The 13901-nt window shown below is 57.2% G+C and carries 16 protein-coding genes; 12 read left to right on the top strand and 4 right to left on the bottom strand.

The window, feature by feature from the left end; genetic code table 11:
- Window position 1: 1 nt before the first annotated feature.
- The 12 genes from kdsA to FIV08_RS11575 all read left to right on the top strand — a co-directional run bounded on the left by kdsA (window position 2) and on the right by FIV08_RS11575 (window position 10693).
- Window positions 2-847 carry a 3-deoxy-8-phosphooctulonate synthase gene (kdsA, locus tag FIV08_RS11630; RefSeq protein WP_152438415.1) on the top strand — a complete coding sequence of 282 codons (846 nt, stop codon included), beginning with the start codon at window positions 2-4 and terminating at the stop codon, window positions 845-847.
- A 205-nt stretch (window positions 848-1052) separates the two neighbouring features.
- Entirely contained in the window at window positions 1053-2348 is a 1296-nt protein-coding gene (gene eno, locus FIV08_RS11625) for a phosphopyruvate hydratase (RefSeq protein ID WP_152438414.1), read from the top strand.
- A gap of 199 nt (window positions 2349-2547) precedes the next feature.
- A complete protein-coding gene (locus FIV08_RS11620) occupies window positions 2548-2820 on the top strand; it encodes a septum formation initiator family protein (protein WP_022990067.1) in 273 nt (90 codons plus the stop codon).
- Between the two features lie 154 nt (window positions 2821-2974).
- Window positions 2975-3673: a 2-C-methyl-D-erythritol 4-phosphate cytidylyltransferase gene (gene ispD, locus FIV08_RS11615; protein ID WP_152438413.1), complete on the top strand. Its 699-nt coding sequence runs from the start codon at window positions 2975-2977 to the stop codon at window positions 3671-3673.
- A 45-nt stretch (window positions 3674-3718) separates the two neighbouring features.
- Window positions 3719-4198 carry a 2-C-methyl-D-erythritol 2,4-cyclodiphosphate synthase gene (ispF, locus tag FIV08_RS11610; protein WP_152439650.1) on the top strand — a complete coding sequence of 160 codons (480 nt, stop codon included), beginning with the start codon at window positions 3719-3721 and terminating at the stop codon, window positions 4196-4198.
- Window positions 4195-5259 (top strand): tRNA pseudouridine(13) synthase TruD, encoded by a 1065-nt coding sequence (truD, locus tag FIV08_RS11605; protein WP_152438412.1) that lies wholly within the window; start codon window positions 4195-4197, stop codon window positions 5257-5259. Before ispF ends, truD begins: the two co-directional genes overlap by 4 nt.
- A gap of 11 nt (window positions 5260-5270) precedes the next feature.
- A complete protein-coding gene (gene surE, locus FIV08_RS11600) occupies window positions 5271-6041 on the top strand; it encodes a 5'/3'-nucleotidase SurE (protein WP_152438411.1) in 771 nt (256 codons plus the stop codon).
- Entirely contained in the window at window positions 6038-6694 is a 657-nt protein-coding gene (locus tag FIV08_RS11595) for a protein-L-isoaspartate(D-aspartate) O-methyltransferase (RefSeq protein WP_138435507.1), read from the top strand. The genes surE and FIV08_RS11595 overlap by 4 nt, the downstream gene beginning before the upstream one ends.
- The gene (locus FIV08_RS11590; RefSeq protein WP_152438410.1) at window positions 6694-7671 is read left to right on the top strand and encodes a DUF368 domain-containing protein; all 978 of its coding nucleotides are present in this window, start codon (window positions 6694-6696) and stop codon (window positions 7669-7671) included. The genes FIV08_RS11595 and FIV08_RS11590 overlap by 1 nt, the downstream gene beginning before the upstream one ends.
- A gap of 312 nt (window positions 7672-7983) precedes the next feature.
- Complete coding sequence (locus FIV08_RS11585) at window positions 7984-8730, top strand: peptidoglycan DD-metalloendopeptidase family protein (RefSeq protein WP_152438409.1); 747 nt, start codon at window positions 7984-7986, stop codon at window positions 8728-8730.
- A 193-nt stretch (window positions 8731-8923) separates the two neighbouring features.
- A complete protein-coding gene (gene rpoS / locus FIV08_RS11580; protein WP_106693692.1) occupies window positions 8924-9922 on the top strand; it encodes an RNA polymerase sigma factor RpoS in 999 nt (332 codons plus the stop codon).
- A gap of 195 nt (window positions 9923-10117) precedes the next feature.
- Window positions 10118-10693, top strand: coding sequence for a chalcone isomerase family protein (locus FIV08_RS11575; RefSeq protein ID WP_152438408.1), 576 nt, complete (start codon window positions 10118-10120; stop codon window positions 10691-10693).
- A 55-nt stretch (window positions 10694-10748) separates the two neighbouring features.
- On the opposite strand, the gene nth is transcribed toward FIV08_RS11575, so the two are convergent.
- From nth to rsxD, 4 genes are read right to left on the bottom strand one after another with little or no spacing between them, the layout of a single operon-like run.
- Window positions 10749-11387 (bottom strand): endonuclease III, encoded by a 639-nt coding sequence (nth, locus tag FIV08_RS11570; RefSeq protein WP_072677028.1) that lies wholly within the window; start codon window positions 11385-11387, stop codon window positions 10749-10751.
- 20 nt (window positions 11388-11407) lie between these two features.
- Entirely contained in the window at window positions 11408-12124 is a 717-nt protein-coding gene (locus tag FIV08_RS11565; protein ID WP_152438407.1) for an electron transport complex subunit E, read from the bottom strand.
- A gap of 2 nt (window positions 12125-12126) precedes the next feature.
- Window positions 12127-12828 carry an electron transport complex subunit RsxG gene (gene rsxG / locus FIV08_RS11560; protein WP_152438406.1) on the bottom strand — a complete coding sequence of 234 codons (702 nt, stop codon included), beginning with the start codon at window positions 12826-12828 and terminating at the stop codon, window positions 12127-12129.
- Between the two features lie 3 nt (window positions 12829-12831).
- Window positions 12832-13884 (bottom strand): electron transport complex subunit RsxD, encoded by a 1053-nt coding sequence (gene rsxD, locus FIV08_RS11555; protein WP_152438405.1) that lies wholly within the window; start codon window positions 13882-13884, stop codon window positions 12832-12834.
- Window positions 13885-13901 lie beyond the last annotated feature (17 nt).

The raw sequence follows: 13901 nt of genomic DNA, 5'->3' as shown, positions 1-13901 counted from the left end.
CATGGCGCAGAGCAAGGTAAACGTCTCGGGCATTGAGGTTGCCAACAACAACCCGTTTGTACTGTTTGGCGGTATGAACGTGCTTGAATCCCGGGAGCTTGCCTTTGAGGTTGCTGAAAAGTACGTGGATGTCTGTGGTCGCCTGGGCATTCCGTATGTTTTCAAAGCCTCCTTCGACAAAGCCAACCGCTCGTCTATCAACTCCTTCCGGGGCCCTGGCCTCGAGAAGGGGCTGCAGATCCTGGCGGACATCAAAAGCAAGTTTGGCGTGCCGATCATTTCTGATGTGCACGAACCGGAACAGGCAGCGCCGGCGGCAGAAGTCTGCGATATCATCCAGCTGCCTGCATTCCTGAGCCGCCAGACCGATCTGGTCGTGGCCATGGCCAAAACCGGCGCGGTCATCAACATCAAGAAAGCCCAGTTCCTGGCGCCCCAGGAAATGAAGCACATCATCACCAAGTGTGAAGAGGCCGGCAACGACAAGGTTATCCTGTGCGAGCGCGGCAGTAGCTTCGGCTACAATAACCTGGTGGTGGACATGCTGGGCTTCGGCATCATGAAATCGATGAAGGTACCGGTGATGTTCGATGTGACCCACTCGCTGCAGATGCCTGGCGGACGTGCGGATTCTGCGGGCGGTCGCAGGGCCCAGGTAACTGACCTGGCACTGGCGGGGATGTCTCAGGGGCTGGCCGGCCTGTTCCTGGAAGCGCACCCAGACCCGGATCACGCCAAATGCGACGGTCCTTGTGCATTGCGCCTGAGCCAGCTGGAGCCGTTCCTGCAGCGGGTGAAAGCTGTAGATGACCTGGTAAAAAGTTTTACACCTATCGACACCGCCTGATTGGCGGTGTTCGTTTTTGTCCTGTTCGGGAGTACGAGCAGGTGGGGGATGGCTTTCCGAAACACGCTCCTTCGGCACATCCATGTGACGCTTGGGCTCCGCCATCCATGGCTCCGCACAGTTTCGGAAAGCCATCCCCCACCTGCTCTAGGCTGAACTTACAACTTGAACCGTTTAGATACAGAAAATCTGGAGAAATTTTCGCATGACCAAGATTGCCAACATCAAAGCTCGTGAAGTTTTGGACTCGCGCGGTAACCCGACAGTAGAGGCGGATGTGATTCTTGAGGACGGCACACTGGGTCGTGCCTGTGCGCCCTCCGGTGCTTCTACCGGTTCGCGCGAAGCGCTGGAACTGCGTGACGGGGACAAGTCCCGTTACCTGGGTAAAGGTGTTCGCAAAGCGGTTGAGGCCATCAACGGCCAGATTCGTGAAGCTCTGGTTGGCAAGGACTCTGCCGACCAGCGCAGCCTGGACCAGATTATGATTGACCTGGACGGCACCGAGAACAAGGCAAACCTGGGCGCCAACGCCATCCTGGCGGTTTCCCTGGCTGCCGCGAAGGCCGCTGCGACTTCTCTGGGCAAGCCTTTGTATGAGCACATTGCCGACGTCAACGGCACCTCCGGCGAATTCTCCATGCCGGTACCGATGATGAACATTCTGAACGGTGGTGAGCACGCGGATAACAACGTGGACATCCAGGAGTTCATGGTGCAGCCGGTTGCGGTGAAGAGCTTTGCTGAAGCCCTGCGTGTTGGCGCCGAGATCTTCCACAGCTTGAAGAAAGTTTTGAAATCTCAGGGCCTGAACACCGCCGTAGGTGATGAAGGTGGTTTTGCGCCGAACCTGCCGTCCAACGAAGCGGCCCTGGCTGCGATCAAGCAAGCCGTGGAAGACGCTGGCTATGAGCTGGGCAAAGACGTAACTCTGGCTCTGGACTGTGCCTCCTCCGAGTTCTACAAAGACGGTCAGTATCAGCTGTCCGGCGAAGGCAAGAGCTTTGATTCCGAAGGCTTCGCCGATTACCTGGCCGGCCTGTGCGAGCGTTATCCGATTGTGTCCATCGAAGACGGTATGGACGAAAGCGACTGGGACGGCTGGAAGGTACTGACCGACAAGCTGGGCAGCAAGGTGCAGCTGGTGGGTGATGATCTGTTTGTAACCAATACCAAGATCCTGAAGCAGGGTATCGAGAAGGGTGTGGGCAATTCCATTCTGATCAAGTTCAACCAGATTGGTAGCCTGTCCGAGACTCTGGATGCCATCAAGATGGCTCAGGATGCCGGTTACACGGCGGTGATCTCTCACCGTTCCGGTGAAACCGAAGACACCACCATCGCTGACCTGGCGGTTGCTACCTGTGCTGGCCAGATCAAGACCGGCTCTCTGTGCCGCTCAGACCGGGTTGCCAAGTACAACCAGCTGCTGCGTATTGAAGAGGCGCTGGAAGGTAAGGCACCGTATCGCGGCCTGAGCGAGATCAAGGGTCAGGGTTAAGACCCGCGGCATTTTTGAACCTGCCAGCGCTCGCTGGTAAGTAACAAAATGTTAAGGCCATCGCGTTCCGGATGAAAATTCGGACACGATGGCCTTTTTGTACAGTGACTTACAAGAATTTGTTGCTAATCTACTATAAGGTCTATACTTGACCTTCGACTCTTTCGATAAATCTGGTTATTTTCTGAGCTAATTGGGCATGAAAACGCTTTGGGCCATTCTGGTAGTGCTGATTCTCCTGCTGCAGGTTCGCCTGTGGGTCGGGGAGGGTAGCTTTGCGCAGGTTTGGTCGTTGGAGAAGGCGATTGCTGAGCAGCGGGCTGAGAATGCCGGGTTGGCGGGGCGTAATGACCGGCTTTATGCGGAGGTGCGGAATCTTCGTAATGAGCAGGGAGCCGTGGAGGAACGTGCCCGCATGAATCTCGGGCTTATTCGTGAAGACGAGACGTTTTTTCTCGTGGTCGAGAACTGATTTCGACTTTGGGTGTTCCGAGCACCGGGGAGTGTCTCTCCGGGAACCGCTACGAGCACATCCATGTGCGCTTCTCTCAGGCCATCCATGGCCTTCGAAATTCCCGGAGAGACACTCCCCGGCGCTCTCCTGACATAGTGCGGGCATTCTGATTATGAAACCTCAACTTTGGCTTGTTGTTCCTGCCGCTGGCATCGGCCAGCGCATGAAAGCTGAATGTCCCAAGCAGTACCTCAAGATCAATAACCGTTTTATCCTCGATATCACGCTTTCCCGTTTGTTGGATAACGCGCCGTTCAAGGGTTGTATGGTGCCGTTGAATCCGGCAGATCACTGGTGGCCGGATAGTGAGTCGTCTCAGGATGATCGTATCCAGAGTTGTACCGGGGGCAAGGAGCGGGCGGATTCGGTGCTTTCGGCGTTGCATGCGCTGGCGGAGCAGGCGGATGAGTCGGATTGGGTGCTGGTGCACGATGCGGCGCGGCCTTGTTTGCATGCCGATGATCTTTCCAATCTGATTGATACCGTTTCTGAGCACCCGGTTGGCGGGCTGCTGGCGGCGCCGGTGTCGGATACCTTGAAGCTGGCGGATGACGGCGCTCCGCCAGAGGTGGCGCAGACGGTGGATCGGAGTCGGTTGTGGCGGGCGTTGACGCCGCAGATGTTTCGGTTTGGTGCGCTCAGGGCGGCCCTGGAGTCTTGTCTCGAAAATAACCAGCCGGTTACCGATGAGTCCTCTACGATGGAGTTTTCCGGTAAGATGCCTGTTCTGGTGGAAGGGCGGCCGGATAACTTGAAGATTACGGTGCCGTCTGACCTTGCGCTGGCCGAGTTTATTCTGGGTCGGCTGTAGGGTTTTCCCGCCTATTGCTTATTTCTGTTTTTCTCGGAGACGATGATGCGCATTGGTCAGGGCTTTGATGTCCATGCCTTTGGTGAGGGCAGTTCTGTCATTCTGGGTGGCGTTGAGATTCCCCATAGTTATGGCCTGAAAGCCCATTCGGATGGCGATGTGTTGTTGCATGCGCTGGCGGATGCACTGCTTGGTGCGGTGGCGCTGGGGGATATCGGACATTTTTTTCCGGATACCAGCGACGAGTGGGCCGGGGCTGATAGCCGGGATCTGCTGCGGCGGGTGATGCAGCGGGTATTGGAAGAGGGCTTTGCGGTGGTGAATGTCGACACCACGATTATTGCCCAGGCGCCGAAGATGGCACCTCATGTGGAGGCCATGCGCCTGAATATTGCCGAGGACCTGGGGGTGCCGGTGAATCGGGTGAGTGTGAAAGCCACCACCACGGAGAAGCTTGGCTTTACCGGGCGCGGTGAGGGCATTGCCTGCCAGGCAGTGTGTTTGCTTGAACCGGTGGCCATGTGAGTCAGGAGAGCGGTTCGCCCAGCTGGCGCCTTGAGTGGCCCACTTCTTCAGGCAAGCGCCCGGGCAAGGCGCAGCTGAAGTCGGTGCCAGAGGATTTTCGCGTTACAGAGAAACTCTGGCCTGATTCCGAAGTGCCGGGTTCTGTGCATGGAGGAGCCGGTGAGCACTTGTGTGTGCGTCTTGAGAAATCCGGCGACAATACCGAGTTTGTTGCTCGCGAGTTGGCCGCCATGGCGGGTTGTAAGGCATTTGAGGTGGGCTTTTGTGGCCTGAAGGATCGCCATGCGGTTACGGTGCAATGGTTCAGCCTCTACTGCCCGGGCCGGGAGGCCGAGGATGCCGCGCTGCTGCAAACCATAGGTGCCCGGTGGGCGGTGCTGGCGAGTGGCCGTCATGCCCGCAAGCTTCGCCGGGGCGAGCATCTGGGTAACCAGTTTGATCTGGTGTTAAGGCAGGTAAGCGGCAATAAAGCGGAGTTGGAGCAGGCGCTGACGTTGCTGGGCGAGCGGGGAGCCCCGAACTATTTCGGGCCGCAGCGGTTTGGTATTGGCGGCGGCAATCTGGAGCGGGCGGTGAATCTTGATCCTTCCCGCTTGAACCGGAAGAAAGGCGGCCGCCGTGGCGGTGGCGGAAGTGGTTCGAAAAACGTATTGTACTTTTCGGCGGCACGTTCCTGGCTGTTCAACGAAGTTCTGGCTGCTCGGGTTGAAGCAGGCACTTGGTTTAATGGCATGCCCGGTGAGCCTTCTGAGGATGACCGTCCCACCGGACCGTTGTGGGGCGATGGTGGCACTCTGGCAACCGGAGAGCTGGCCGAGCTTGAGCGGGCCGTGGTTGCGGAACACCCGGAGTTCGAGCGGCTGTTTCTCAGTACCCGAATGAAACCGGAACGTCGGGGGCTGGTAACCCGGCCTGAGCATTTGAGCTGGCAGTGGCTGGATGACAATGCACTGCGGTTACAGTTTTTCCTGCCACCGGGGCAGTATGCCACCACGGTGCTGGGAGATATTTTTGAGCTGCAGGACATGAGCCTCAGCCGTGATAATAAGCAAGAAAGCTAGCGGAGAACACTGTGCGTATTTTGTTGTCCAATGATGATGGCGTGCATTCGCCGGGTCTTGTGGCCCTGTTTGAAGGCCTTGGGGGCCTTGGTGTGCTGGAGGTAGTGGCACCGGACCGTGATCACAGCGGAGCCAGTAATGCGTTGACGCTGAACCGTCCGCTGACGGTGGAAGAGCACCCTAACGGGTTTCACTCGGTTGATGGTACGCCCACCGATTGCGTGCATCTGGCGGTGAACGGTCTGTTCGATCAGCCATTCGACCGGGTGGTGTCTGGTATCAACACCCATGCCAACCTGGGCGATGACATTATCTACTCCGGAACCGTGGCCGCAGCCACCGAAGGGCGTCACCTTGGTCTGCCCGCGATCGCTGTGTCGCTGGTTAACGACGGCCATTTCCATTACGACACCGCCGCAAGGGTGGTTCGGTTGCTGCTGGAAGACAAGCGAGCCCTGGCTTTGGGGCCTCGCTCTATCCTCAATGTGAACGTTCCGGATCTGCCCTGGCACGAAATCTCCGGTATCCAGGTTACTCGCCTGGGCCACCGGGAGCGAGCGGAAGGCGCTGTTCCGATGACTTGCCCTCGAGGCAAGCAGCGCTACTGGATTGGTGCCGCGGGCCAGGGTGGCGATGCCGGGCCAGGCACAGACTTCCACGCGATACGTGAGGGTTACGTTTCCATTACCCCCGTGCACATTGATATGACCCGTTACGAAGCCTTGCCTGGGCTGCAGGACTGGGTAGACGGGCTGGAAGGTGCCAGGAGGGCGACATCGTGATCGCTCAACTTGAAGGGATCGGTATGACATCCAGGCGCACCCGCCTGCGACTGGTGCAGCGGTTGCGGGAAGCTGGCATTGAATCAGATCGGGTACTGGAGGTGATTGGTCAGGTACCCCGACACATCTTTCTGGACGAAGCCCTTGCCCACCGCGCCTACGAGGATACCTCACTACCCATCGGCTATGGCCAGACCCTCTCCCAGCCCTACATCGTTGCTCGCATGACGGAGTTGCTTCTGGCGCATCAGCCGGCCCGAGTGCTGGAGTTGGGCACCGGTTCCGGGTATCAGACCACGGTGTTGTCGCAGTTGTTCGATGACATCTACAGTGTTGAACGCATACGCCCGTTGCAGGAGCGGGCCCGGGACCGGCTGCGGCAGCTCAATATTCGTAATGTCATGCTCAAGCATGCAGATGGTGGTATGGGTTGGCCCGAGCGGGGGCCTTTTGACGGCATTATCGTGACCGCTGCGCCGGTGGATGTGCCGCAGGAATTGCTCGATCAGTTGGCCGACGGTGGTGTGCTGATCGCCCCGGTTGGCGAACACCAGCAGGTTCTGGTGGAGATCATCCGCCGTGGTGACCGTTTCGAGCGGCGCGAGCTGGAACCGGTTCATTTTGTACCCTTGCTGGGTGGGGTTGTTCGCTGATGCAGCCTACCACCAATAGCGAAACGAGCCGTGAACATCATCCTGCAGCGGTTTTCCTGCGGGGCATGGCTATGGGGGCAGCGGATATCGTGCCGGGGGTGTCTGGCGGGACCATTGCATTCATAACCGGCATCTATTTTCGCCTGCTGGAAGCCATTAGCGCCACACCGGTGGCCTTTGTCCGCAACCTGCTGAAAGGGGATGTGGCCGGCTTCTGGCGCTCGGTGGATGGTACCTTCCTGGTGTGCCTGCTGGCCGGTGTGTTGACCAGTATTGTTAGCCTGGCCTCGCTGATCACCTGGCTTCTGGATACCCACCCGGTGTTAATCTGGAGCTTCTTTTTCGGCTTGATTGTTGCCTCTGTCTGGCACGTGGGGCAGCAGGTTCGCCGGGTAGCGCCGGTATTGCTGATTCCGCTTGCGTGCGGCATCGTGTTTGCCTGGTGGGTAACCACCTTACCCGCCAGTGAGCTGGCACCAACGGGCATTGCGTTCCTGGGGGCGGGGGCGCTGGCTATCTGTGCGATGATCCTGCCCGGCGTTTCTGGCAGTTTTCTGTTGTTGATTATCGGGATGTATGCGCCGGTTCTGGCCGCGATAAAATCCGTTGAGCTGGCCCATCTGGGATTGTTTGCTGCAGGATGCCTGATTGGGCTTCTGTCTGTTGCCCGGATAATCACCCTGGCGTTCCGGCATTTTCACGACACCGTATTAGCGCTATTGACGGGCTTTATGGTGGGGGCACTGAGCAAGGTATGGCCATGGCAGAAAACCCTGAGTTGGCGCACCAATAGTGCTGGTGAACAAGTCGCCGTGAGCCAGTCTCCGGTAGGCCCGGAAACCTGGGCCAGCCTGTATGGCCAGGACCCGCAGATAATGATGGCTATCACCATGGCTATTGCGGGTTTGGTCGTTGTGCTTGCGTTGGAATGGTTTGGGAGGATATCGGCCCGACGGCACCAGAATGTCGCGCCCTGACCGATAAAAGTGTTACCTGACGCACAAAATGTCGTTCCGGACGGTAACAAACCTGTGCGCAGAGTAACTTGGAATTGATTATAAAATGTGCAATATATTAGTAAGTTAGTCCTGAAACATGAGAAATTGCATCGAAAGTGATCAGTTTCTTAGATAGATTTATCATAATCAGGCGTTTGTTATTACGTGATTCTCTTTAGCCGGCACATTCAAGCTGTTTTTCCGACCAGGCTCCCGCCTGCTACGGAAGCGTTCTGCCGGCGGCGCACTGGCCTGCCCGTTGCGGTATCTGCTGTCCTGCTGCTGTTGGCAATGCTTGGCTTATCCGGCTGCAACACCAACGCGATCTATGGCGACGACCTCTACAACCCCCCTGTGTATTGGGGTAGTCATGTTGTGAAACCCGGGGAAACGCTATACGGCATTGCCTGGCGTTATGGCCGGGACTATCGGGAATTGGGTGATGCCAACGGTCTGGCGCCACCCTGGAACATCAGAGCCGGGCAGGTGCTCCGGCTCGACAAGAAGGGCACCATTCGCCAGACCGCCCAGGCATCTCCTCCGCCCAGACAATCTGCGCCTGCTCCCAGACCCAGCACCAGGGCACCGGCGCCCACGGCGTCCAAACCTGCTGCCAGAGCAGCGGCTCCAGCGCCCCAGACACGCACGAGTAGTCAGGTAGCTTCTGATATCCGCTGGAATTGGCCGCACTCTGGCACCGTTATTGCAAACTTCTCAGAGTCAGGAAAAGTCAATAAAGGTATTGATATTGCCGGGAATCCCGGTGATGCTGTGAAGGCGGCGGCAAGTGGAAGTGTGGTGTATGCCGGTAATGGGTTGCTGGGTTACGGAAACCTGATTATCGTCAATCATAACGAGCACTACCTGAGTGCATACGCCCACAACCGGAAGATTTTGGTGCAGGAAGGGGAGGAGGTAAAAGCCGGACAGGTAATCGCGGAACTGGGCAGTTCTGGTACAGACAAACCGATGTTGCATTTCGAGATTCGCAAGAACGGCAACCCGGTTGACCCGGCCAGATACCTGCCAAGACGTTGATTGATCAGAAAGCTGGATGTTTCTGAGGTGATTGCCAGTAAGGCCTGACAGAAAACCGCAAAGTAAAAAATAAAAACGGCAACTGTGATTGCCAGCCAACAAGCTAATGTCCTGAAGAAAACCACAACCGGAACCAGCCCGCAATAACAAGAAGTATCGGGCGAAACAGGATTATTGAGAGGCGGGGTACACCATGTCAGCAGAGCAAGAAGACATCATTATCGATCGTGTTGCAGATCTGGATGACGCAGACGATCATCTGTTAGCGGAAGACAAACCTGAAAAGCCATCAGCAGACGACGCGATGGCAGAAGCGGAAGACGACTTTCCCACCCAGGGAAAATATTTCACCAGTCAGAAGCAGCTCGATGCCACGCAGCTGTACCTCAATGAAATCGGTTTCTCACCACTGCTCACTCCCGAGGAAGAAGTCTACTTCGCGCGGCTGGCCCGCAAAGGCGAAGAGTCTGGCCGTAAACGCATGATTGAAAGCAACCTGAGACTGGTTGTGAAGATCGCCCGGCGCTACGTGAATCGCGGTCTCACCCTGCTGGACCTGATTGAAGAGGGTAACCTCGGGCTGATCCGGGCTGTTGAAAAGTTCGATCCGGAGAGGGGCTTCCGGTTTTCAACCTACGCCACCTGGTGGATTCGCCAGACCATAGAGCGGGCGATCATGAATCAGACCCGCACCATCCGCCTGCCCATTCACGTGGTCAAGGAGCTGAACCTGTATCTTCGGGCAGCCCGGGAGTTGACCCAGAAGCTGGACCACGAGCCCACCGCCGAGGAAATAGCCCGCATGGTGGACAAGCCGGTGGCGGATGTGAAGCGCATGCTCGGCCTGAATGAGCGCGTGGCCTCCATGGACACGCCGATTGGCGCGGGCAGCGACAAATCGCTGTTGGATACGGTGGCCGACGAAGGCGCTCTGGACCCGGCGGATCTGCTGCAGGACAACAACATGTGTTCCTGCCTGGAAAAGTGGATTGACCAGCTGAGCGACAAACAGCAGGAAGTGCTTTCCCGCCGGTTTGGGTTGCGTGGTTACCCCATCAGTACCCTGGAGGAGGTGGGCCAGGAAATCGGGTTGACCCGTGAGCGAGTGCGCCAGATCCAGGTTGAGGCGTTACGGCGTCTCAGGGAAATTCTGGAGAAAGAAGGTTTGTCTGGTAGCTTGCTGTTTAAATAGCCCGGGGCCAGGGAGGAGGAAAAAGCCAGCCATGGCAACATGGCTGGCTTTTTTGTTAAATGTGGCAGCAATTGAGAACCAGGTGGCGATAGGCCTCTAATTTTCATTGTTAGAATGTCGTCTCCCGGCGGGAATAGGGTGTCGAATCCGGGGACGAATGAAACATTCAATAATAATGATCGAAAGGAAAGGACTATGAAGAAGACGCTTATCACAGGTTGCGCATCTCTGCTGCTGACAGGCGCTTTGGCTGCACCGGCTTATGCCCTGAATGTTGGCGGTGTCGATGTGCCGGACACCTATTCTGCCATGGGCCAGGAGTTGCAGCTTAACGGCGCAGGCACGCGCTCCAAGTGGTTTATGAATCTGTACGTTGGTGGCCTTTATGTCCCGGAGAAAGTGGCCGATGCTGAAGCTGTTATTGATGCCGATGAACCCCAGGCCATTACCCTGCATATCACCTCTGGCATGATCACCAGCGAGCGGATGACAGAAGCCACTATGGAGGGATTCCACGCGTCCACCGGTGGTGACCTGTCTGGTATTCAGGCTGAAGTGGACCAGTTCATGGCGGTGTTCCAGGAAGAGATCAAAGAAGGCGATGTCTTTGATCTGGTCTATGTGCCGGAGCAGGGCGTTCAGGTGCTTAAAAACGGTGAACAGCGCGACACCGTGGGCGACCTGGAGTTCAAGAAAGCCTTGTTTGGTATCTGGCTGTCTGACAAGCCGGCTCAGAAAGACCTGAAAGAGAAGATGCTGGGCAAACGCTGAAGCAATCTGTTTGCCTACGAAAAAGCCGGCATTTGCCGGCTTTTTTAATGCTGGATTACTGGTAGTCCCGTTTCTGCTTGAATTCGCAAAGATCTTCAATCAGGCAGGCCCCGCACTTGGGCTTGCGGGCGGTACAGGTGTATCGGCCATGCAGAATCAGCCAATGGTGGGCATCCATCAGAAATTCTTTAGGTACCAGCCGCATCAGTCGTTTCTCAACTTCGACCACGTTTTTGCCCGGCGCAATACCGGTGCGGTTGGAAACCCGGAAAATATGGGTATCAACCGCCATCGCAGGCTGTCGGAACGCCGTATTGAGCACTACATTGGCGGTTTTACGGCCAACGCCGGGCAGGGCTTCCAGGGCCTCACGGTTGTCCGGTACCTGACTGTTGTGCTGCTCAATCAGAATCTTGCAGGTTTTTATAACGTTCTCGGCCTTACTGTTAAACAGGCCGATGGTTTTTATGTAGTCCTTCAGGCCGTCCACGCCCAAGGCGTAGATGGCCTCAGGTGTGTTGGCGACGGGATACAGTTTATCGGTGGCCTTGTTCACCCCTACGTCCGTTGCCTGAGCAGACAGAATCACGGCAATCAGCAGCTCAAACGGTGTGCTGTAGTTCAGCTCTGTCGTGGGATTGGGGTTTTCGTCCCGTAGCCGGGTGAAAATCTCAATTCGCTTCTGTTTGTTCATGGTGGCTCAAAATTCGTTGTTCAGGAAATGGTGCCGGTTACCCGTACCCGTTTGCTGCCTGCGCTGGTGCTTGCGGGCTCTGCCGCCTTCCGGCGCTCTTTGATCTGGTGATCAATGCCGTTCTTGAGTGCAATCAGCAGGCCGAGGCCAACGAAAGCCCCCGGCGGCAGTACCATAAACAGCATGTCCGGGTAGTGTTCAAAGGGGCGGACCACCCAATCGCTTGCCATGGGCCCCAACAACAAGTGCATGTCAGCAAACAGTGTGCCCTGGCCTACGAGTTCCCGCATTCCACCCAGTACCACCAGCACCGCCAAAAAGCCCAGACCCATCATCGCGCCGTCCAGCAGGGCCGGTAGTGGCGGGTTCTTGGAGGCAAAGGCATCGGCACGGCCGAGGATGGCGCAGTTGGTCACGATCAGGGGAATGAAAATGCCAAGAATCTGGTAAAGCTCGTAGGTGAAGGCCTGCATCAGCAGTTCGGCACAGGTTACAAACGACGCGATGATCATCACAAACGCTGGAAGGCGGACGGATTCGTTGACGAAGTTACGGATGATGGAGACCGACAGGTTGGAGCCAATCAGTACCATCAGCGTGGCGATTCCGAGGCCAATGGCATTCACCACGGTGCTGGTTACGGCCAGCAGTGGGCACAAGCCGAGCACCTGAACCAGGGCAGGGTTATTGGTCCACAGGCCGTCTCTGATGATTTCAGCGGATGATTTAGTGGCCATGATCAGGAATGCTCCGCAGGAGTGGATTCACCGGCAATGGCTTCCGGAGTCAGGGTTCGGTTTCTGGGCGCGGGTGGTTCGTTCAGCCGCTCCCGGATAATATCCCGGTTCTGGCGGAAGTAGACCAGCGAATGCTGTACGGCTTTGACCACCGCCCTGGGGGTGATGGTGGCACCGGTGAACTGGTCAAACACTCCACCGTTCTTTTTTACGTTCCACTGGTCGGCAGGCGGATTGCCCAGCGAGCGGCCGTCAAAACTGTACACCCAGTCGGATTTTCGGGTTTCAATACGGTCCCCCAGCCCTGGGGTCTCCCGATGGTTGGTGACCCGCACGCCCAGTATGCGGCCGTCCAGATCAATCCCCACCAACAGCCGGATTTCACCAGCATAGCCATCTGGCGCAACCGCCGGCAGAATCATGCCGATTGGCTGGCCGTCGCGTCTGGCGACCCAGGCCCTGACCGGTTCACTACCCGGTTGGCGAGCGTTGGCGGGCAGGGTGATGACATCGCGCAGCATATCGTTGTCGTGCTGGTGTTCGGGAATAATCTCAAACAGGGCACGTGCTTCGGCCCGCTCGGCCTGTTCCTGGATGCGGTCTTTGGTGATGCCCTGGGTCAGGGCAATGGTGCCACCCGTAATCACGGCAAACAGCCCGAGGCCGATGGCACTGCGACGGATAGAGGTCGTAATGGCATTCATCGCTTAACCTCCACTCTTGCTGGGCACGCCACGCTTGGCCTTGTGATGACCGTAGGTTCTGGGCGGGGTGTAGTGGTCGATAAACGGCACCGCGAAATTCATCAGCAACACACTGAACGCTATTGCATCGGGGTAATTGCCCCAGGTTCGAATCAGATAAACCAGCACGCCAATGCCGGCGCCATAGATGAGTTTGCCCTGATGACTGGTGGCGGCGGATACCGGGTCGGTGGCGATAAAGAACGCGCCCAACATGGTGCCGCCGGCCAGTAAGTGAAGCTGCAACGGTGCATACAGATCGGCATTGCTGCCGAATGCCAGGCTCATCACAACGATGGCGGCCAGGAAAGCGACGGGTATATGCCAGGTGATGATTCGGAGCCAGATCAGTAACAGGCCGCCGGCCAGAAAGGCCAGGTTGACCCATTCCCAGCCACGGGCAACCAGATCGCCAAAGGTGGGGTGCTGCAGTACCTCGGCGGCGGTGTGGGTGGTGATCTTGTGTTTGTATTCGTCCAGTGGCGTCGCCATGGTCCAGGCATCGATGGTGGTCTGGCTGGCGGAGAAGATAGTGGCCAGGGTTTCACCAAAACCCGGTGCGCCGCCCCATAAGGTTGCCGCCTGGGCCCAATTGGTGGTCATTGCCACCGGGAAGGAAATGAGTGCCAGGGCATAGCCCACCATGGCCGGATTGAATGGGTTCGAACCCAGCCCGCCGTAGAGCTGTTTAGCCACGACAATGGCGGAAATTACCGCGATGGCGGAAACCCACCAGGGCGCAAACTGTGGCAGCGACAAGCCGAGCAGCAGACCCGTTACTGCTGCGGTGTTGTCTTTAAGGAAAAACGAAATGGGCTTGCCGCGCAGCTTCAGGATCGCCGCTTCCGACGCCAGGGCCAGGGCGATACACCAGACCACATTGATCAGGTTACCCCAGCCGAAAAACAGGGTCTGGGCAATCAGGCCGGGTATGGCCGCCAGAATAACCCAGAGCATAACCCGGGATGTCGGCCGGGCATTTCGGGCATGGGGTGATGACTGTTGAACTAATGCCATAAACGATAAGCCTGCAG

It is taken from the genome of Marinobacter sp. THAF197a (assembly GCF_009363275.1).
GTDB lineage: Bacteria > Pseudomonadota > Gammaproteobacteria > Pseudomonadales > Oleiphilaceae > Marinobacter.
The sequence above is the reverse complement of the archived record's forward strand: the minus strand, read 5'-3'. Positions and strand labels throughout refer to the sequence as shown.

Coding starts and splice junctions, on each gene's coding strand:
- ispF (WP_152439650.1), top strand. CDS start 3,719: ATGCGCATTGGTCAGGGCTTTGATGTCCATGCCTTTGGTGAGGGCAGT.
- FIV08_RS11585 (WP_152438409.1), top strand. CDS start 7,984: ATGCTTGGCTTATCCGGCTGCAACACCAACGCGATCTATGGCGACGAC.
- nth (WP_072677028.1), bottom strand. CDS start 11,387: ATGAACAAACAGAAGCGAATTGAGATTTTCACCCGGCTACGGGACGAA.
- eno (WP_152438414.1), top strand. CDS start 1,053: ATGACCAAGATTGCCAACATCAAAGCTCGTGAAGTTTTGGACTCGCGC.
- FIV08_RS11620 (WP_022990067.1), top strand. CDS start 2,548: ATGAAAACGCTTTGGGCCATTCTGGTAGTGCTGATTCTCCTGCTGCAG.
- rpoS (WP_106693692.1), top strand. CDS start 8,924: ATGTCAGCAGAGCAAGAAGACATCATTATCGATCGTGTTGCAGATCTG.
- FIV08_RS11565 (WP_152438407.1), bottom strand. CDS start 12,124: ATGGCCACTAAATCATCCGCTGAAATCATCAGAGACGGCCTGTGGACC.
- FIV08_RS11590 (WP_152438410.1), top strand. CDS start 6,694: ATGCAGCCTACCACCAATAGCGAAACGAGCCGTGAACATCATCCTGCA.
- FIV08_RS11575 (WP_152438408.1), top strand. CDS start 10,118: ATGAAGAAGACGCTTATCACAGGTTGCGCATCTCTGCTGCTGACAGGC.
- rsxD (WP_152438405.1), bottom strand. CDS start 13,884: ATGGCATTAGTTCAACAGTCATCACCCCATGCCCGAAATGCCCGGCCG.
- ispD (WP_152438413.1), top strand. CDS start 2,975: ATGAAACCTCAACTTTGGCTTGTTGTTCCTGCCGCTGGCATCGGCCAG.
- rsxG (WP_152438406.1), bottom strand. CDS start 12,828: ATGAATGCCATTACGACCTCTATCCGTCGCAGTGCCATCGGCCTCGGG.
- kdsA (WP_152438415.1), top strand. CDS start 2: ATGGCGCAGAGCAAGGTAAACGTCTCGGGCATTGAGGTTGCCAACAAC.